Source organism: Microcoleus sp. D2_18a_D3, assembly GCF_036702455.1.
GTDB lineage: Bacteria > Cyanobacteriota > Cyanobacteriia > Cyanobacteriales > Microcoleaceae > Microcoleus.
Genome location: NZ_JAUBTK010000040.1, coordinates 26,696 through 45,858 on the forward strand (window position 1 = coordinate 26,696; position 19,163 = coordinate 45,858).

Here is a 19,163-nt window from a genome sequence, read left to right on the forward strand (position 1 = left end):
ATGAACAGCCCAGCATCTTACGCATCATCTCAAATGACCGATCGCGATCGCGCTAACCTCAGCCGCCTGATCGATTACACTTCCATTCAATCGATACCCGAATTTTGGGCGATCGTCAAACAACAATTCGGTCAAACCGTCGCCCTCCACGACCCCCACACCCAGCCCGAAATCAAACTCACCTACACCGACCTCTACCAGCAAATCCAACAATTCGCCGCCGGCCTCCAAGCCCTCGGCATCGAACCAAATCCAGGAGAACCCATCCCTCCCCGCGTCGCCCTCTTCGCCGACAACAGCCCCCGCTGGCTGATAGCCGACCAAGGTATCATGATGGCCGGGGCAGCCAACGCCGTTCGAGGCGCCACCGCCGACCCTGAAGAACTTTTGTACATCATCCAAGACAGCGGCAGCACCGCCTTGGTAGTCGAAAACCGGGCATTACTCAAAAAACTGCAACACCGCCTCCCGGATTTGCCCATCCAACTCATCGTCCTCCTCTCGGACGAAGAACCGGAAACCAGCCAAACCCTAAGCACAGTCAAATTTTCCCAAGTCATGACCACAGGGGCAAACCGCCCCCTCAAACCCACCAACCACAAGCCTCAAACCCTCGCCACCCTCCTCTACACCAGCGGCACCACCGGCAAACCCAAAGGCGTCATGCTGACTCACGGGAACCTGCTGCACCAACTCACCACCTTGGGCACAGTTCTCCAGCCCGAAGCCGGCGAATCTGCCCTCAGCATTCTGCCCAGTTGGCACGCCTACGAACGCAGCGTCGAATACTTCCTGCTTTCCCAAGGATGCACGCAAATTTACACCAATATTCGCTATTTCAAACAAGACTTTAAAACTTACAAACCCCAGTACATGGTCAGCGTTCCGCGCATCTGGGAATCGATTTACGAGGCCGTACAAAAGCAATTTCGGGAACAGCCACCTAACAAACAAAAATTGGTGGATTTCCTGTTATCTGCCAGCCAGCAATACATAGAGGCCCGCCGCATTTGCCAAGGATTAACTCTCAGTTTGAAACCGGCTTCTGCTTCCGAAAAACTAATCGCCCGCACCAAAAGCATTCTGTTGTCGCCCGTACACGCCCTCGCCGAAAAATTGGTTTACCAAAAAGTCAGGCAAGCTACAGGGGGACGCTTAAAATGGGCGATTAGCGGCGGCGGTTCTTTGGCCGCGCATATAGACAATTTCTTTGAAATAGCGAATATCGGTTTGTTAGTGGGATATGGTTTAACCGAAACGTCCCCGGTTTTAACCGTCCGCCGCCCTTGGCACAATCTTAAAGGTTCCGCAGGACAGCCTCTAGCCCATACGGAAATTAAAATAGTAGACCCAGAAACCAGACAGCAACTGCCCACAGGCCAGCGCGGTTTAGTATTGGCGCGGGGGCCGCAAATTATGCAGGGCTATTATCTTAATCCCCAAGCGACTGCCAAGGCCATAGACTCCGAAGGCTGGTTCGACACCGGCGACTTGGGCTGGCTGACACCGGGAAACGACTTAATCTTGACCGGGCGGGCCAAAGATACGATCGTCCTCACCAACGGCGAAAACATCGAACCCCAGCCCATAGAAGACGCCTGCCTCCGCAGCCCCTACATCGACCAAATTATGCTAGTAGGTCAAGACCAGAAATCACTCGGCGCCTTAATTGTCCCCAATGCAGAAGCCGTGCAGAAATGGGCAGAAACTCAGAATCCCCCATTACACGAAATTGACTGGAATAGCAAGACAATTCAAGATTTATTCCGCAAAGAATTGAACCGAGAGGTGCAAAATCGCCCTGGATACCGCGCGGACGATCGCATCGGCCCGTTCCGGTTGATTCAGGAGCCATTTTCGATCGAAAATGGAATGTTGACCCAGACCCTGAAAATTAAGCGCCCGGTTGTGACGCAACACTACCGCGATATGATTGACGGGATGTTTTGAAATATTCGCAGGACTTGGGAAATGGAAAAGAAAAAATTATCCCAACACCCGAGTCCCGAGTCCGAGTCCTCAGTCCTGGGCCATTAGTTCATTTTTACCAGCTAATGACTCATGACTAATGCCTAATTCCTAATTGACAAGCAACAACTTTATGGAACCACAATTACTCTTGAAGCGATCGATTAACGTTAAAGTCGTCGTTACTCCCCGCTGGAAAGAAGAAGCTCAACAGCAACTCCAAGCCCAAATCAACCAAATAGACTCTCAGCTACAACAGTTAGAAATGCAAGGGCAGCGGATGATTTCAGAAATCAAACAGCAAAATCTACAGCCCCCAGGCCCGCAAGTACAGCAGCAAATAGAAAACATTCAAGTGCAGGTGAATCAAAGAAAAAGCGAACTGTTAGAACAGAAAAACCAAAACCTGCAACAGCTTCAGCAAGTGCAGGTGCTAGACCTAGAACAAGAAGTGAGTCAAGGTCAAATTGACGGCACATTCACTGTCGGGCTCGGAGAAAACTTGATTCAAAAAATGCAAGTAGAAATTCTCCTCCGCGACGGCATAGTCGAAGAAATTCGAGGTGATATTTAGAAATTGGTAAGTGGTAATTGGCGATCGGTAATTGGCAATTGATTTTGAGTCAACATTCACACATCAAGAATGCGAGAAACTGGCATAATAATAAGTATTGCCGGTGGCCGATCGCCAATTATCAATTGCCAAATACCGATTACCTATTACCACATCAAAAGGACTTTTTACAGATGATTCGCGAAGTTTTCATGCCAGCCCTGAGTTCTACCATGACAGAGGGCAAAATTGTTTCCTGGGTCAAATCCGCCGGAGACAAAGTAGAAAAAGGCGAAACGGTGGTAGTCGTGGAATCCGACAAAGCCGACATGGACGTGGAGTCTTTCTACGAAGGCTATTTAGCAATAATTATCGTACCTGCGGGCGAAGTTGCTCCGGTGGGAGCGGCAATCGCCCTGGTAGCAGAAACAGAAGCCGAAATCGCCGTTGCTCAGCAGCAAGGAGCCGCCGCCCCAAGCGCAGCAGCAGCCCCCGCTCCCAGCCCCGCTCCTGTCAGCGCACCTACAGCATCAGTAGGTTTGCAGCAAAATGTCAGCCGCCAAAACGGCCGCAGCGTCGTTTCTCCCCGCGCTCGCAAGTTAGCCAAAGAATTTAAAGTAGATTTGAATTCTATCAAAGGCAGCGGGCCCAACGGCCGCATTGTCGCAGAGGATGTGGAAGCAGCAGCCGGGAAAGCCCAACCCGCTCCGGTTCAGCAACCGGTAACAGTCCCCGCAGCACCCGCACCCGCACCCGCAGCACCAGCCCCCGCAGCAGCCAAACCCGCCCCCGCACCAGTCCCCGCAGCAGCACTTTCTGGTCAAACAGTACCGATGAACGCGCTGCAAAATGCGGTGGTGCGGAATATGGAAGCAAGTTTGAGCGTGCCGTCTTTCCGCGTCGGTTACACAATTACTACTGATAATCTCGACAAACTCTACAAACAAATTAAGTCGAAGGGCGTCACGATGACGGGTATGCTGGCGAAGGCTGTAGCAGTAACTTTACAAAAACATCCTCTGCTGAATGCTTATTATGTGGAGTCGGGGATTCAATACCGCGCTGATATTAATGTGGCGGTAGCGGTGGCGATGGACGGCGGCGGTTTGATTACGCCGGTGCTGCAAAATGCCGATCGCCTCGATATTTATTCGCTCTCGCGCACTTGGAAGGATTTAGTCGATCGCGCCCGCACCAAGCAGTTGAAGCCTGATGAATACAGCACGGGAACTTTCACTCTTTCCAATTTGGGAATGTTTGGAGTAGACAAGTTTGACGCGATTTTGCCGCCGAATCAAGGCTCGATTTTGGCGATCGGCTCTTCGCGGCCGCAAGTAGTGGCTAATGAAGATGGTTTGATGGGAGTGAAGCGCCAAATGCAGGTGAATATTACTTGCGATCACCGGATTATTTACGGTGCTGATGCGGCGTCTTTCTTGCAAGATTTAGCGAAATTGATTGAGACAAATCCTCAATCTTTGACACTTTAGCCCTCGTCTAAATTCCCCTTTTACTCTTATTGGCAGGAAAGGGGGATTTAGACTTAGCTTTTAATGAGATGTCTAATTTCGGAATGATTTAACCGCAGAGACTGCAGAGGACACAGAGGAAGAGAAGAGAGAGATGAATAATTCCGATACCAACGGATTTGATATTACTGGTTAATACAATGAAAGTGCAAGTTTTGTGTGTTCAACCTGCGATTGGCCATAATACTCACGAGGTTTTGGTGTCAGTTGGTACGGATACACACAAATTTATTTTTACAACAGAAGTCAATCAAGTTGGAACACATTTAGTTCAGACTACTCGCGGCGATCGCACTTTTTCAGAAGTTTTCCGATTTAATCAGCGGGTAGCGATGAATGTGACAAATCTCGTTGTTAAATGCTACAATCATGAAACTATAAATCTTCCGGCAGATGTTGGCATTTTTGTCACTCCAGAAACAGCTTTATCAAAGCAAAAGCAATTTGAAAATAGCAGTTTAGCAGACACTGACTCGCAACAATCCAAAGCAGTCGAGCGAGAAACCCGTCAAAGGGCGATCGCGATTGTTGAGAAGTTACCGGAAGCTGTACTTGATGAAGCCGTTAAGTTTCTCGAATCTTTGTATGTTAAGGGCTCGCCCGTCGAGTAGCGATCGTACTTTTTGTTGTGAGAAATTCAGCCGCGTTTCGCACAGTGTAAATATACAGTCAACCAATAACTAATTACTCGATCGCACAGTCAAAACTTGCGGCGGCGTCGCATCCGGCGGATACAAGAAATCCACCTGGACCAAACGGCGTTCCCCCGGCTTCATATTCACATTCACCAAAGGTTCCCCCTGCTGTCCCCGCCGCTGCACGATGTGAATGTAGCGCGTCAAAGTCTTGCCCGTATCATCATTAAACATCACCCGCACCGTACCTCGGAAAAATATCCGATTTTCGGGAGGATCGTAAAACATCAATCCCCCCGCTTCGGTATTTGCTTTAATAGGTGTTTGCATTTTAATGCTAACAGATTGAGTTTCACGAGATTTGTTGTAAAGGGGAAAAGTTAAGTTGTATTGAATCCCGTAATTACCGTGAGCAGAATAAGCAGTATCGGGATAGCGAGCTAACATTTTAGCACTTTGAACTTGACCAGTTCCAAAAGTACCCGTATCAGTAGTGCTCAAAGCATAAGAAAATGACTCGCCGCGCTTGGGAATAGTTAAATAATCGGTTCTCGAATTGTCAGTAATTTTAGCTTGCCACTGGGAACCTTCAGCTACTCCTGCCACGCGGCCATAAATTTTTTGCACCGGATTTTCGCCTCTCGGAGTTGGTGCTAAATCTCTGGGCCCCGCTAAACCTTTGGTATTTAAAATATTTTCCCACTGTTCTAAAGTCGGATATTGCTCGACTCCTTCTTGAGTTGTAGGAGCAAACATTGCTAAACTAGCTACATAAACCGAATTGCTGCTCGACATTCGCATCAAAGTCGATCGACCGTTGGAAGAAGGCGTCACATTCCCCACAGGTATCGGCAAATTCATCAGCATTCGGCTCTCATTGGCCGGAATCTCGATCGCAGCCGGCAAAATGCTTTGTCTGTATCCCCGCAGCACATCGCTCGTGATGCGGCTTCCAGGCCCCGCAAACACAGTGCCGAATCGATTCTCTAAATACGACGGCAAATCGACAAACAAGGCATCCGGCCGAGTTAAATAAGTCGCTCCTTGCAAGACATTTAAAGTAACAGGTTCGGAGTTAGGATTGTGGACAATTATTCCTTGAAATAAGGTGCGAGTTTCTTCGCGATTTTTAGCTTTGGCGATGTGGTGGGCAAAGATGTCAAATCGACCTTTGAAGGGAAAGTTTAAGTGTGCAGAAGGTACTTGTTTTCCTTCGGGCCCAAATGTGGAGAGCAAAATGCCTTCGGTTTGCACAACTTCGGGGCTGTTGCTGTTGAAAACCGGGATGCTGTCGAGTTTGCCCGGTAAAACGCGCACTTGCTGAGGCACCGTCACAGTGTTCAGCGGGGCGGTTGTTGGAGGCGCTGGCAAATCCAGTTCGTTTTCCGGTAGCGGGAATTCTCGCTTGATGATGACTTGTTGGGTCGCAGGTGTCGGGATTGCTTGAGCTAAGGGTAGAATTGGCAAAAACATTGCTGAGAGCGCGTTTAACTGAACTTGCAGAAGGATTGCCACATAGCAACCGACACAAAACCTTACCACAAGTTGGTTGATATTTTCTGGGGATTTTGGGATTTTAGGTCAATTTTTGCGGAAATTCGGGCGATCGCAAATTTTTTGTTCTTCACCTTGACCAAATGTAGATTTTGTAATTCCAAAGCAAAAATAAGAGCCAGAGGCGGGATAGCTGCCCTGGCTCTTATGAGTTGATACTAGAAGTTAACCTGAATTCACTAGAAATGCGACGAGCTTTTCTGCCGATGGATGGCCTGCACCCCTGAGAAAATTTAAGCAAGAGCTTTTTTTGCCTGCTTGCGGCGGGCTGCGACTAAACTTCCCAAGCCCATCACCATACCTGCGATAGTCGTTGGTTCGGGCACTGGCTCAGCATCAGCGGAAACTCCCGCCATAACTTTGTCACTGTCACCAACACTAGACCCACTTACATCCTGGAAGCGAACCCCTGCCTTCAGCGTACCATTCTGGAATCCCGTCAAGAAAGCACTTTCTGCCTGAGCCGCACTCAGACTGCTGCCAGTTAGCAAAAAGCTAACCAAAGTTGACTCATTTTTATATAAGCCTCCTTTAGGGTCGCTACCATTAAAGTTACGGCGCGGAGTGCTAATGCCATAGTCGAAACCGTTGTGCAAACCGTTAATACCAACGTTTTGCCACCAAAACGATGTAAAAGAGCTGCCTGCAGTCGATTGAACCGATGCACTAACGCCACTCAATACGTCAAATGCCACGGCAACGAGAGAAGAGTTGGTTGCGCCACCGGCTGTAGTCTTAGTGCCAGTGGTATTGGTGATGCCCAAATTCAGGAGCAAATCGGCTCCACTTTGGACAAAGTTGAAGTCCAATGTTGCAGTAGCGCCGGTGCCGATGACGTTGCCCAGGCTGTTGGTACTACCGTACTCAGGTGCCACGGATAAACTGAATGCTTGGGCTTGCGTTGCAGTTAGTAATGAAGAAGCAATGACTAAACCAGCGGTAGCTAGACACGCGGTTAGTGGTTGGGCGAAGTTGGTTTTCATAAGAGTAATACCTTTTTTATATCGTTGGGGGGATTGACTTTATTGATTTCTTCTGGTATCTATTTACAGCATCGCTCGTTTAAAAGTGTTTGTCTATACATTTTTGATACCTTTACCAAAACAATATTATTTGAGGTTGATTCTTAAACCTTTGGTAAACTCGGTTGTATCGCAAACGCTAGGATGACTGGTGATGAGGCATTCCACGGCTAACTATCCGTTATTGCAACTTTCGGCATCATCGGCTGTCACAATGGCTAATTGCGTAATATTACTAAGCAGTAAGTGTTTATTTATACAATAATTGAGCAATCGGTTTGTCGATCGCCTGATGTACGCGAAAGTAAAATATAGTTGCACAGTAAGTAAATATAGAATTAGTAACTCTTCCCGGGCGCAGATACCGGGTTTGAGCCACTAAAGTACGGCGGGGAGGGCTCAAAAATTTTAGGCTGTTGTTCAATCTCCGAGATTCATCTGTGGAGTAAATCTAAAATCTAAAATCTAAAATCTAAAATCGACTGACACCGATACAATCCCCGCGCCCCCCAACAATTTGAGATTGCCTAGACTCGCCCGCCAGTGACACAATAACGTTACTAACAGACAAATTTTCAATGACAATAATTTTAACCAACGACGACGGCATAGACGCTCCGGGGATTCAGGCACTTTTGCAGGCTGTCAGCGGCAAAACAATTATGGTGGCTCCGCAGGGGCAATTGTCGGGCTGCGGGCATCAGGTGACGGCTCACAGTCCGATTCATGTCGATCGGCGATCGGAATTTGAGTATGCTGTAGGGGGAACACCGGCCGATTGCGTGCGTATTGCTCTTCATCACGTTTGTGCGAAGCCGGATTTGGTGCTTTCGGGTATTAACGCGGGTGGCAATTTAGGGGTTGACGTGTATATTTCGGGTACGGTTGCGGCTGTGCGGGAAGCAGCCATGCACGGTATTCCGGGAATCGCAATTTCCCACCGGATTAAAAGGCCGCTCGAAATTGACTGGGATGTCGCTACTCGTTGGACATCGCGGGTGTTGGCGGATTTGCTGAACCGGGAACCAAAGTGTGGGTGTTTCTGGAATGTGAATTTGCCGCATTTAGCGCCGGGAAGTGCGGAACCGGAAATTGTGTTTTGCCAGCCTTCCACGCAGCCGCTGCCAGTTGTTTACCGGATGGAGGGAGAATACTTTTATTATGCCGGAGAATATGGATCGCGCGATCGCGCGCCAGGGACTGATGTTGACGTGTGTTTTGAGGGTAATATTGCGGTGACTGAGATATCGCTGTGATAGATTTGGGCGATCGAACTCTATTTTTTTTCAACCAAGTCTAAATAAATGGTCTTAAATTCGATCGGCGACAGAATGTTTCATATTCATGGCTAAAAACAGATTTCATTATACTTTGGGTTTAGCATTGCCTATTCCCTATATATAATAAACCTGTTTTCGCCTTATCCCCAAATAGGATATTTAAATTTGTTAAAAATCGATAGTAATGACAATTGAACAAAATTAATCGCAATCCGAAGAGTGGCAGCTATCTCTACTTGCGGCCGTCCGTGCTACCATAATTTTTTTTGTCATCCTTCGGCTTAGCAACACCATCAGGTTGTTTCTTTGGCTTTTTGACTTCTTTGTTGCTTTTTCTTTCTTTTGACATAATTATTCCTCAATTTTTACTCAGAATAACATAGATTGACACATCTGCCTAACTGCAAGTAGAAGAGGTGATGCTATACGGATATTACTCGCTGTTAGTTTTCTACAATCTCCAGTAGATTATGCACTAGGTTTTGAACAAATAGCATCTACCGTTAGGCATATCGATACATCCCTCAGAAGTACACTTTTTGCAATTACTTTTAAGCCCGATCGACTCAAGCAAATATTGAAAAGCACGATCGTCTAACTGCTGCGAGACTACCGAGAAAAATTCTCGCTTATTAAGCTGTTGTTCCACATCTAATTTTAATGAAAAATGACAGTTGATAAAATATGGAGCTATGACCATGCCAGCCTTCGCGACACCGGGCGCAAAAACAACCAACAAATTTGCAGTCTCGGTTTAAAAAAGCTGTTAGCCACAGTGGACAACAAGAAGATTGATTTTAACTATTGATTAACACTTCGGACAGTGTTTGATGGCTTACCTACTGAGAATAACGGTTTCACGGATCTCAGTACGATCGCAACGCTTGCCGAAGCACACTAGAGGCTAAGTAAATCAATGGTTTCAGACTATGACATCAAAAAAATCGGGACTCTGCAAAAAGAACAAAGTATATGTATAAATATAAAGTTGATTCTCAGCTTTCTGGAAAGTGCGATCGCATCCGGTCCCTTTGAGATAAAATATTTATAAAGAGTGTTTATTTATAGATAAATTTCCGCTATTAGGAATGTGACCGATATGGAAGTAACCGAGCTGCTCAAAGAGTACGAAAATGGAAACAGAGACTTTGCTGACGCAAACCTCAGCGGAGCAAACCTCAGCGGAGCTATGTTGGTTGGCGTAAACCTTTCGAGGGCTAACCTGTCGGGAGCTAACCTGAGTCGGGCACATCTGACCAAAGCAGAACTAAACGGCGCAAACCTTTACAGGGCAAATCTGAGTTTTGCCAAAATGGGCCAAGCCAGGCTAGCCGACGCAGAGCTTACAAAAGCCAATCTCAACGGAGCTTTCCTCGTCAAAGCAAAACTGCCCAGAGCAAAGTTGAGTGGCGCCCAACTCATAGGTAGCAACCTGCGGAGTGCCATCCTCTGGAACGCCAATTTGTGTACAGCCGACATGCAATTCATCAACCTGCGGGGCGCAAACCTCACGGGAGCAAACCTCAACTGGGCAAACTGCGGAGGCGCAAAACTCAGCGGTGCAAAGCTTTTTGGCGCTCAACTAACAGGCATCTATCTCAGGAAAGCTTACATCAATGGCATCGACCTGAGCAGGACGGATCTCAATGGCGTCAACCTCAGCGAAGCCAAACTGAACGGGGTAAACTTGGAAGGCTCGAACTTGTTAGCCGCCAATCTCAGCGGGGCTCAGTTGCGGGGCGTCAAGTTGATGGGAGCAGATTTAACGAGGGCAAATCTGGTGGCAGTTTCTTTGGTGCAGGCAAACCTCGATTGGGCTAGGCTGTGCTATGCAGACTTGAGTGAAGCCGACTTGAGCGGGGCCACATTCACGGGAACCAACTTTGAGGGTACTCAGTTAGCCGGATCAACAATGCCCCCATCTTTGAGCAATGATGTCTACTTAACTACAGCACGTGGTGTCGCAGCTTAGGCAACGCCAAAAATTAATTTCGCATCCGAGTGGACGACTCTCGCATTGGTTTAACTTTTGATGCAGACATCATTACTTTTGTGAGAGTGCTGCACAGGCAAGAAATTTACTGATATTTGCGAGAGTTTGTAGCATCACAATTGAACTCACCCGATTAATTTCGCGACTCGCAAAGCAGAGGTAATGGCTCCTTCGTGTAAACCATCCCCCAAATAAGCTCCCGCATGATAAGTGTTGTTCTCGCCATTAGTCTCGATAACTTCATCTCGATATCGAAAAGACTCGACAGTGTACAGCGGGGTGTGATGTTTCTGAATGTGAATAATGTCTTTTTTGGCGATCGACTCCTCCAGATGAAATGCTAAACTGTACTCTCGTGGCGATGAGATGCCGCAAAGCTGATTCAAGCTCGCATTATATCCCCACCCTTTGTCCGTCTCGAAAAAATCAAATTCAGATAACTTGCGGATACCATAGCGATCGTACATCGATGTATCCGAATGCAGTACAGTCGTTGCATAATTGGCTTTCCACGCCGAAAACCGCTTCCTTTCCGCCTCCGTCGGATCAGACAATAACCTCATAACTTGATCTGGTGGCATCGCAAAAACCACCTTATCAAATTCCTGGATTTCCCCATCAGAAAGCACCATTTTTACAGCATCCGCACTTCTAAAAATATTGGCAATCTCCACATTTAGCCGTATATCGCCCTTAAATCGCTCCAAAATCTTTTCAATGTAAGAATACACCCCGCCTTTAATCCTCACCCAGTTGACCAAGCCATATTCGCGTAGAACAGGCATCGCTAATTCTGCCGGGAAATTGTCGAGCAATTCAAACGGTATCGAGTAGCTGTACATCGTCAGCAACTTCAGCCAATAATTGCGGACGCACGAGCTTTTCAAAGACTCAGAAAGCGACACGTCGTAGAAATCATGCTGTTTAGCAAACCGCATTCTTAAAATAAATCCCGCCGAACGAGCGTAGAGACTATCAAGTCGCAAATACTCGATCAGGCGTTGGATTCCGGTGAAATTCTTTTGGATAGATACCGCAGACAAAAAGTGAGTGCCATCTTTAAAAAACAGCGCGGAACCAATCTGCACTGGTTCTAATTCAACGCCTAGCTCCTGCATAAAAGCCACGAAATTGTAAAACACCGTGGGAAATTCCAGCACCCCATTTTCTAATATTTCATTGCACTCCGATTGATTGGGTACAACATTTTTGTTCAGCGTCCGAATGTGTCCGCCTAAAATCGGCTGACTTTCCAACACAGTGACGTGATGCCCCTGTTTATCGAGCCAGTAGGCTGTTGCCATACCGCTCGCTCCGCCCCCAACAATTGCAATTCTCATAGTTCACTCCTAGAAGGAAGAAGGAAGAAGGAAGAAGGAAGAAGGAAGAAGGAAGAAGGAAGAAGGAAGAAGGAAGAAGGAAGTTCGGCAACGGATTGTGTAACGGATGTAACGGATGTAACGGATGTCAGTCCGATGGAAGTCGGAAGAAGGAAGAAGGAAGAAATTCTCGTTTCCCGGTTCTACCTGTAAACGCATTTCAGTCTTGCTGTCCCTCGTCATTTTTAAGAGGAGGTAAAGCTTCTAGAAATTCATTCCTTGGCACAGCCAAGGAACGAGATAATGAGAGCAGAAATGAGAGATTTTTAAGAGCAGGCAGAGCAAGAGTGAAATTCATTCCTTGGCTTGACCAAGGAACGAGAAAAACAGGAAAATAACCAATTGCCAATTTTCCTTAGCCTAAAATCGCATCGCCGGATAAACGTTGATAAAGCAGCGCCCCCGTCCAAAATGTCGGTGCAAAGCCTGGATAGCCCGAGGAGGCGTTGCAGAAATAGAAATTGTTGAGGGATGTTTCATGATTTAGTCGATCGACTCCCATGTTGCGCGGCGTCAGGCTGGAACCGTAGGAATTACCGTTAGGACACCAACAGAAGCGCTCGTTAGTCGTTGGACTTCCGGTAACATGAAACACCATGTGTTTGCGGAAATTCGGAACATAGTGTTTTTCCACAACATCTAAAATCGAGTCCAGAATCTCTTGTTTCTTCTGTCTGTAAGCTTTGCGATCTGTCTCCCAAAGCTGTTTAAAATAGCTGTAATTAGCAACAGTCAGAAATTCGACAATTTGACAATCTTCTGGACAATCCCCCCGCGCTTGGGTCAGTAAAGTTGGCGTTGTAATTGCAAAGCTGGGACGAGAAAAATCATTTTGCTCATACATTTGAGCAAAAGCTTCATTTAGATCCAAGTGTTCCGAATGAAACGTATTCCACTTGCCAAATCCATAGTCTCGGAGATCGATATCTTTGACAACGCAGTACACCATGTAGTTAGATGCAGAATACTCATAGTTAAGTTTCCGCCGCACTGTTTTAGAGAACAGTTCCTCTCCAATCATCTTGGCCGCTCTTTTCGGGTCCAGGTTGCAAATTACCGTGTCGCCCGTGAATTCATGGGTTTGATGGGTGGTCAAATCCATCGCTTCAACACCGGTTACTGTTCTGTTTGTCACCCTAAAATTCGTGACTTCATGGTTTAGTCGAACTTTCCCCCCGTTGGATTCAATGACTTTAACTAAAGAATTGATGACATCTTCAAAATGCTGCGTCGGGTAAAATGCACCTTCTTGATAGCCTCTAAACAAGGCAATCCAAGCATAGAAAGAAAGCTGATTGGGAGGCAGCAAAAAGTCCGGCCATTGCAGGGCTAATAGGGTTTGGGCGGCTTGCGGGAGTTGGAACTTGTCGAAAACGTCCTGAAGTGTACTGTTGAGGTGTTGGACGGCACAGAATACGTCACCGAAATTTTTGAGCAATTCAATTGGTTTGACGGGAGGAGCGAGTTTTCTGAGTCCGTTGCCGGTTTTCTCGACTTCGTTGACGAATTGGCGAATTCTCTCGCCCGCTTCGGGAAACAGCGCGGACAATCGCCGGATCAGTTCCTCTGGTTCCGAGGGAATATCGAGCGCATACCCAGGCATTCTCATGTGGTCGTAGCCATTCGGATCGTACCGTTCAAAGGTGACATCTCGATCGAGACCGAGTTTTTTGAGAACTCGATTGACCGTATGTCCTTCGCCGCAGTCCCAAACGTAGTGGAATTGGGCATTAAAGGTGTATTTTTTGGCCATCGTAAAGGTGTGACCAAAGCCTCCGGGATGTTCGTGAGCTTCGAGGATGTGTACGGTTTTGCCGGAGTTTGCCATCAAAGCTCCGAAAACCAGTGCTGATAAACCACTGCCGACGATGAGGTAATCTGTTGTCATGGTAAATTTCCTCGATCGATTGAATGGGGCGATCGTTGTCTATTTAAGCTAACTATCAATTCTGAGAAAATTCTGAAGTCCAGCAACAATTTTTTGAGGCGCGCTGGTTTAAGGATTGTCTTAAAGTCTGAGTACGGTTGCTGTTAAGCTTAATCAAGCTGTTGCGGATAGAACTCATAGCTGTGGAGGCGGACTGGAAAGGCCGCCCCACAAGGGAAGAAATCGGGTTTATACCTTTGTTCTTAGTCTTAAGGTATAGTAGCTTACCTAATTAGCAGTATGTTAGTTAGAGGCGCGATCGCTTATTTGTGCGGCACAATCACATCAAAAAAAGCATCATCCAAATCATAACCAAACATCTGCGACATCGCCATCAACTTCGATTTACTGGGGATTCCCTGCTGATTCAACCAATCAGTCAACACAAAAATTTTGTTCATCAAAAACATTTCCAAAGCTTCAGGATTGTACTGAATACCTTGGGTGCGGTGGAACTGGTGCGGCACCAACATCGCGGCATAGCGCGCCAATTCTCCCGCTTTCCAATCCAGCAAAAATGGCAGCCAAGGGTAACAAGCATCCAAGCGAATAAACCACAGCCGCACTTCGGGAATTTCTGAAATTTCTCGCGGATCTAACTCTTCGCGCGGATACTCAATTTCAAATTGTAGCTGTTGTTCGTTTTGGGCGATCGCTCCTTCGGTCAACCACTTTTCAATCACAGTCCGCACCGGAGACAAATCTAAACTGTTTATGCGATCGGCATCTATCGATATCATAATACTCATAAAAAGTCAACTGATTTTAGATTTTAGATTGCTTCCACCGATGGATTCGGGGCCAAGAGACCCAATTGCTTGATTGTCAACTGGATAGCATTTAGCGATCGTACCACCAACTATAAATATTTTAGCTTACTCATGACTACCAACTAATGACTAATGACTAATAACTAATGACTAATTACCCATTTTTCCCAAACTTGCTATCTTGCAAAGAATTACCAATCCCCTGGATAATTCCCCGCCCGATCAAACCAATTCCCCGCCCTATAACCTGAGTCAAAACGTAAACAACCCCAGCACCCAACAGCGAAATAACCGCGCGAACTCTAGGTGCGATCGCATCCCTGGTTTCCAGCAGCAAAGTCAAGGCTAACTGCCACCCCGGAAGCTGTGCTAACTCCAGATTTCTCGGAGCATAAATAGAAATTTTCTTAATTCCAGAATCGCCCAAAACAAACAGCCAAAACCTGCTTTCAAAAATAGCTTTCGGTTCCACAAAATATCTATCCCAGCTATATCTCCACGACAAATCATTCCGAAACCGCTCAATTTCTCGTGTCGAAATCAACTTACCATCGTAAAAAATTTGCTTAATTTCTTCCAGATTTGCCAAATTATTTAGTAGAGGCTGTATCACTCCGCTAGCAACTTGAATTGCCAAATTTTCCAACAAAGCTTCAGCTCGCTGCATTGCTTCCGGGCTGCCAGCCAAACAAGAAATATTGTCAACTGTTAGAGGAATTTCAAATAGCAAATGTGCAAATAAATCAACTGTCATCGGTATTTTGTCAAGGATTTGTGCTGCAACTACATCAGCATCTGCCAGCAGCATCGGCACAACTTCTACGCCGCTGCTTGCCAAGAGATAAGTAGCGCTTCCCTCTTGACTTTCTCCCAGTTTCAAGCTTGTTTGACTGCCATCAAAAACAAGATTTTCTTCCGTTGGCAGTGTATAGTATCTGCCAAAAAAATCTATGATTGTCGCCTCCCACAAATCCCGTAAAATAGCAGGCATTTTTTGCGACAATTGAGTTGGCTGCACTTGCGAAAAGCGCAATTCCTCCAGCAAATCCTTTAACTTCCGCAGGATGGAACTCATCAATTCGCGCTTTTTGGTCGATCGCAAAATATCGATTTCCAAAGGCAAGCCAGTCAAATTCACCAAATCCAACTGCAATTTAGCTGCAGCCGAGTCAAACAAGCTACCTTGCCAATTAGTTGCAACCACCAAAGATTCAGCCGAAACTTGGGAATTCGCTAATTGCGATTGAGAATTATTTAACAAATTATCGCCTCTAATTTCTTCTTTCTCCCCTCTGCCTTCTCCCCTCTGCCTTCTGCCTTCTCCCCTCTCCCCTCTCCCCTCTTCCTTCTTCCTTCTTCCTTCTTCCTTCTTCCTTCTTCCTTCTTCCTTCTCCCCTTTTCCTTCAAATAATAACTGACTGACAATCCAACGAGCTGCAAGCAATTCTCTGCGGCGCCCGCTGAGTACAACCCCATCTAAAATAGAAGGCAAATCTGTAGGATTTGCCGCTTGAATCTCTTGCAAATCAGCTTGGACAACCGCCAAAGTTGCATCTATTTCCCGCAGTCCAGAAAGACAAAAATAAGCCAGCATTTTTTTGTGTACTGGCGTATCAACTGTCGAATTATCTGCATTTTTATCGGCAATTGCTGCGGAGTTTTCTACTGTTTGAACCACCGCTGCATTTAGTTCTATTTCCGAGTTACCTCCCGCATCCGTCGCCCAATAAGTGCAACCAGATGCCACCGCGCGAATAGCTTCGATAGTCAGGGAAATATCTCTACCTTTAGGACAATAGCCATTCGCGCCCGCAGCCTGTACCTGGGCCAACAGCTCCGGTGTCAGCGGCCCGCCTAGCAGCAACAGGGGCAGGTTGGGGTACAAACTTTTGAGTTCGCGACAAAAGGCCAGCGCCTCTATTTGACCCGATCGCCAATTTGAAGTCTCAACAGCCAAAATTGCCAAATCTCCAGGCTTCTTGGCTGTTTCAGAGCCGATCGAGCGAGCTTCTAGAACCCGCAAAGCCTCCTTTCCCGTTGAAACCTCTGCGACAACTTGCAAGTCTGGATACTGCTCGCAAGCAACTCGCAGCCCCAGCCGGAAAAAGGGGTCGCCATCGATCGTCAGCAGTTGGAAATTACTCACTTGATTTTAGATTGGAGATTTTAGAGATCGATCGCGCGAAAACCCAATTACTCGGGGATCAAATTAGCATCAGGAGGCCCAGCCGATTCAGGAATCGAGGGCGGCGCAGGTTCTGGAGCCGGAGCCGGAGGAGGTGGTTCCGGAGCCGGAGCCGGGGCCTCTTCTCTCGCGGGCGGATAGTAAGGTTCCGGCTCCCTCGCGGGCGGATAGTAAGGTTCCGGTTCCGGCTCTCTCGCGGGCGGATAGTAAGGTTCCGGCTCCGGAGCAGGCGGATTGTAAGGTTCGGGAGCCGGGGCCTCTTCTCTCGCAGGCGGATAGTAAGGCTCTGGCTCTGGCGCGTACTCCTCCTGTCGCGGAGCTGGCGCGTACTCCTCTGCTGGAGCTGGCGCGTACTCCTCTGCTGGAGCTGGCGCGTAGTCGCGAGCGGGTTCCGGCGCGTAATCGCGAGCGGGTTCCGGCGGCGGTGCACTGTTGGCTCTAAGTTCAGCACTCCAGCGCCCGATCGCACCTGCTGCCTCTGAATACAGCGCCCTACCGTAACCGATTTGGGAAGCCGTATCGATCGCCGCTCCTAGACTGCCTTGAGATGCCAATTCCGCAGCTCGATCGAGAATCGGTCTGTCTTGAGCGACTTGCAGTTCGCTCACCCACTGATAGACATTATCCTGAGCTTTCGCGTACAAACTCCTACCGCTCTTAATTTGCGAAGCTTTTTCAATAGCAGCACTAAGTTTTCCTTGCTTCGCCAGGGCTATCGCTTCATCCAAAAAAGGCTGATCTTGAATAACTTCTATGCGTTTCGTCCACTGAGCCAGCAGAGTTTGCGCTTCTATCCTGCGAGGGCGGTTTTGAGCAATCAGAACTACCTGAGCGATGCCGCCCTTTAGTCCTTCAACCGTTTGCGCTTCTGCCAACTGCTTCGCCAGAGTCAGAAAAGATTGGTCTTCGATCCGCTCAATTTCCCGGCGCCAAGAAGCCACCAAAGTTTGAGCGTGAATCCGCCGCGGCTGCTTGAGTCCGATGGTTTGCGCTTGCTCGATCGCGAGTCCAAACGTCCCTATGTGACCGAAACTAGCGATCGTGCTCGCCACTTGCAGCCGCAGCAAATCTTGAAACTGCACCTGCAAATTTTCAATTTGAACTTGAGCTTGCTTGTACAGAGGGCGACCCGGAGCTATTTTGCTAGCAGCCCCCTGCCCTTCCAGCAAGCTAAAAATGTGTTGTGGCAGCGGAGTTGATATCGACTGGTTCCACGTCACTGCCTGAGCCCTACCCAACTGCATCAAATCTTGAGCTTCCGCAAACAGTAGCGAATCCTGTGGCACAACAGAAGCAGCCTCGATCGCCCCCGGCAGGTCTTTCGCCGCCAACCGCTTAGTAGCCATTGCCAGCAAAGTCCGGCTCCAGCCCTCAATTTCCTTCTCAGCTTTAGCGCGGGCAAAAAGCTGCGAGTCTATTTTCCGAGCCAGGACGATTGCCTCAGCGAACTTTTGCGGAGTCTCGTCCTTCGCCAAATCTCTAGCCTCTTGCAAGCGCTGCCAGCCGTTTCTTTCCAAAGAAATCTGCTGGATCAGCTCGTTGTACCGCTTCTGACTCCAGAAAATATTTTCCAGCTTAAATAGAGCTTGAGCATAATCCCAGGCTTTCCTTAAATCCTCACTTTTCAAAGCTGCTAGGGCTGTATCGTAGAGTTTTTGGCCCTCCTGCCAATTTTTTTCCCAAGCAGTCACAGCCTCCTCTACCTCTGGGTAAGACCGACTGGTTTTCGGAATTTTCGCCACAATCTCCAGAGCACCTTTCAAATCGCCCTTCTCAATTTTTGCCCTGGCAAATCCCAGAATGGCTTTCGACCATTCCCCTATCAAATGTTGACCTTGCGAGTATAGCGGATGTTCTTTCGGCCAAGCCTGCACCAAGGCCATTGCCGATTCTATCTGTTCTAGCTTGCCCGACTTAGCAGCTTGTTGAGCGCAGTAAAGTCGCTCTCCGTCTGCCGCCAGTGGCGACAGTTGCTGGCAATTCGGCGGTGGCGGCATCGTCAGCAACCACAGAAATGCAGCGGCACCGGTTACTCCAAATCCCACCAGGAGACTCAGCCAGATAAGCTGCCACTGCCAAAAAGTTCTTTTTCCCTCGGTTGGCTGCGCCGTTACGAAGGAACTCGCATCGCCTGTCGCCTCTGCACTGAACTGTGCCGTCGGTTTAGGGGATGGGTTGTATTGCGGTGGTGTGTGGAATTGGTCAGATTGTCGTCTCGCCATTACTTCAGCCTGTCCTGTAATGCGCTCTAGAATGTGACACTCCTACATCAAATCTATAGATTGTGATGTCGGCTTCTAACTCCTGTTAAGGAGATCGAGAACTTCCTTCAAGGTACTGGCAATCTTTCCCTCTACGGCGTTTTATA

Annotated in this window: 16 protein-coding genes; 7 read left to right on the plus strand and 9 right to left on the minus strand. The window is 47.7% G+C overall.

Translation table 11 applies throughout. The features are described 5' to 3' along the window. The 4 genes from QUB06_RS18660 to QUB06_RS18675 all read left to right on the plus strand — a co-directional run bounded on the left by QUB06_RS18660 (position 1) and on the right by QUB06_RS18675 (position 4,661). Complete coding sequence (locus QUB06_RS18660) at positions 1–1,950, plus strand: long-chain fatty acid--CoA ligase (protein WP_333436541.1); 1,950 nt, start codon at positions 1–3, stop codon at positions 1,948–1,950. 151 nt (positions 1,951–2,101) lie between these two features. After that, positions 2,102–2,542, plus strand: a complete 441-nt coding sequence (locus QUB06_RS18665) for a YlqD family protein (RefSeq protein ID WP_333138001.1) — start codon at positions 2,102–2,104, stop codon at positions 2,540–2,542. Positions 2,543–2,715: 173 nt separating this feature from the next. Next, positions 2,716–4,011 carry a dihydrolipoamide acetyltransferase family protein gene (locus QUB06_RS18670; protein WP_333436565.1) on the plus strand — a complete coding sequence of 432 codons (1,296 nt, stop codon included), beginning with the start codon at positions 2,716–2,718 and terminating at the stop codon, positions 4,009–4,011. Positions 4,012–4,190: 179 nt separating this feature from the next. Beyond that, a complete protein-coding gene (locus QUB06_RS18675; protein WP_333436542.1) occupies positions 4,191–4,661 on the plus strand; it encodes a hypothetical protein in 471 nt (156 codons plus the stop codon). Positions 4,662–4,730: 69 nt separating this feature from the next. Here QUB06_RS18675 and QUB06_RS18680 read toward each other — a convergent pair whose 3' ends face one another. Together QUB06_RS18680 and QUB06_RS18685 are read right to left on the minus strand one after the other, a co-directional pair. Further along, positions 4,731–6,158 carry a DUF3370 domain-containing protein gene (locus QUB06_RS18680; RefSeq protein WP_445251400.1) on the minus strand — a complete coding sequence of 476 codons (1,428 nt, stop codon included), beginning with the start codon at positions 6,156–6,158 and terminating at the stop codon, positions 4,731–4,733. A 314-nt stretch (positions 6,159–6,472) separates the two neighbouring features. Next, on the minus strand, positions 6,473–7,222 hold the full coding sequence (locus tag QUB06_RS18685; protein ID WP_333436544.1) for a PEP-CTERM sorting domain-containing protein: 750 nt from the start codon (positions 7,220–7,222) through the stop codon (positions 6,473–6,475). A 617-nt stretch (positions 7,223–7,839) separates the two neighbouring features. On the opposite strand from QUB06_RS18685, the gene surE reads away from it, so the two are divergent. Beyond that, positions 7,840–8,517, plus strand: a complete 678-nt coding sequence (gene surE / locus QUB06_RS18690) for a 5'/3'-nucleotidase SurE (protein WP_333436545.1) — start codon at positions 7,840–7,842, stop codon at positions 8,515–8,517. A gap of 499 nt (positions 8,518–9,016) precedes the next feature. On the opposite strand, the gene QUB06_RS18695 is transcribed toward surE, so the two are convergent. Next, a complete protein-coding gene (locus tag QUB06_RS18695) occupies positions 9,017–9,241 on the minus strand; it encodes a hypothetical protein (RefSeq protein WP_333436546.1) in 225 nt (74 codons plus the stop codon). 399 nt (positions 9,242–9,640) lie between these two features. Between QUB06_RS18695 and QUB06_RS18700 the strand changes: the two genes are divergently transcribed. Beyond that, positions 9,641–10,513, plus strand: coding sequence for a pentapeptide repeat-containing protein (locus tag QUB06_RS18700; RefSeq protein ID WP_333436547.1), 873 nt, complete (start codon positions 9,641–9,643; stop codon positions 10,511–10,513). A gap of 146 nt (positions 10,514–10,659) precedes the next feature. On the opposite strand, the gene QUB06_RS18705 is transcribed toward QUB06_RS18700, so the two are convergent. After that, positions 10,660–11,838 (minus strand): FAD-dependent oxidoreductase, encoded by a 1,179-nt coding sequence (locus QUB06_RS18705; protein ID WP_333436548.1) that lies wholly within the window; start codon positions 11,836–11,838, stop codon positions 10,660–10,662. Here QUB06_RS18705 and QUB06_RS18710 point away from each other — a divergent pair. Then, complete coding sequence (locus QUB06_RS18710) at positions 11,803–12,066, plus strand: hypothetical protein (protein WP_333436549.1); 264 nt, start codon at positions 11,803–11,805, stop codon at positions 12,064–12,066. The genes QUB06_RS18705 and QUB06_RS18710 overlap by 36 nt on opposite strands. A gap of 7 nt (positions 12,067–12,073) precedes the next feature. Here QUB06_RS18710 and QUB06_RS18715 read toward each other — a convergent pair whose 3' ends face one another. The 5 genes from QUB06_RS18715 to QUB06_RS18735 all read right to left on the minus strand — a co-directional run bounded on the left by QUB06_RS18715 (position 12,074) and on the right by QUB06_RS18735 (position 19,017). Next, entirely contained in the window at positions 12,074–12,262 is a 189-nt protein-coding gene (locus QUB06_RS18715) for a hypothetical protein (RefSeq protein ID WP_333436550.1), read from the minus strand. 6 nt (positions 12,263–12,268) lie between these two features. Beyond that, on the minus strand, positions 12,269–13,801 hold the full coding sequence (locus QUB06_RS18720; RefSeq protein ID WP_333436551.1) for an NAD(P)/FAD-dependent oxidoreductase: 1,533 nt from the start codon (positions 13,799–13,801) through the stop codon (positions 12,269–12,271). Positions 13,802–14,103: 302 nt separating this feature from the next. Continuing rightward, positions 14,104–14,589, minus strand: a complete 486-nt coding sequence (locus QUB06_RS18725) for a CRR6 family NdhI maturation factor (protein WP_333436552.1) — start codon at positions 14,587–14,589, stop codon at positions 14,104–14,106. Positions 14,590–14,764: 175 nt separating this feature from the next. Next, positions 14,765–16,756 (minus strand): DUF3685 domain-containing protein, encoded by a 1,992-nt coding sequence (locus tag QUB06_RS18730; protein ID WP_333436553.1) that lies wholly within the window; start codon positions 16,754–16,756, stop codon positions 14,765–14,767. Between the two features lie 47 nt (positions 16,757–16,803). After that, on the minus strand, positions 16,804–19,017 hold the full coding sequence (locus tag QUB06_RS18735) for a hypothetical protein (RefSeq protein ID WP_333290705.1): 2,214 nt from the start codon (positions 19,015–19,017) through the stop codon (positions 16,804–16,806). Positions 19,018–19,163 lie beyond the last annotated feature (146 nt).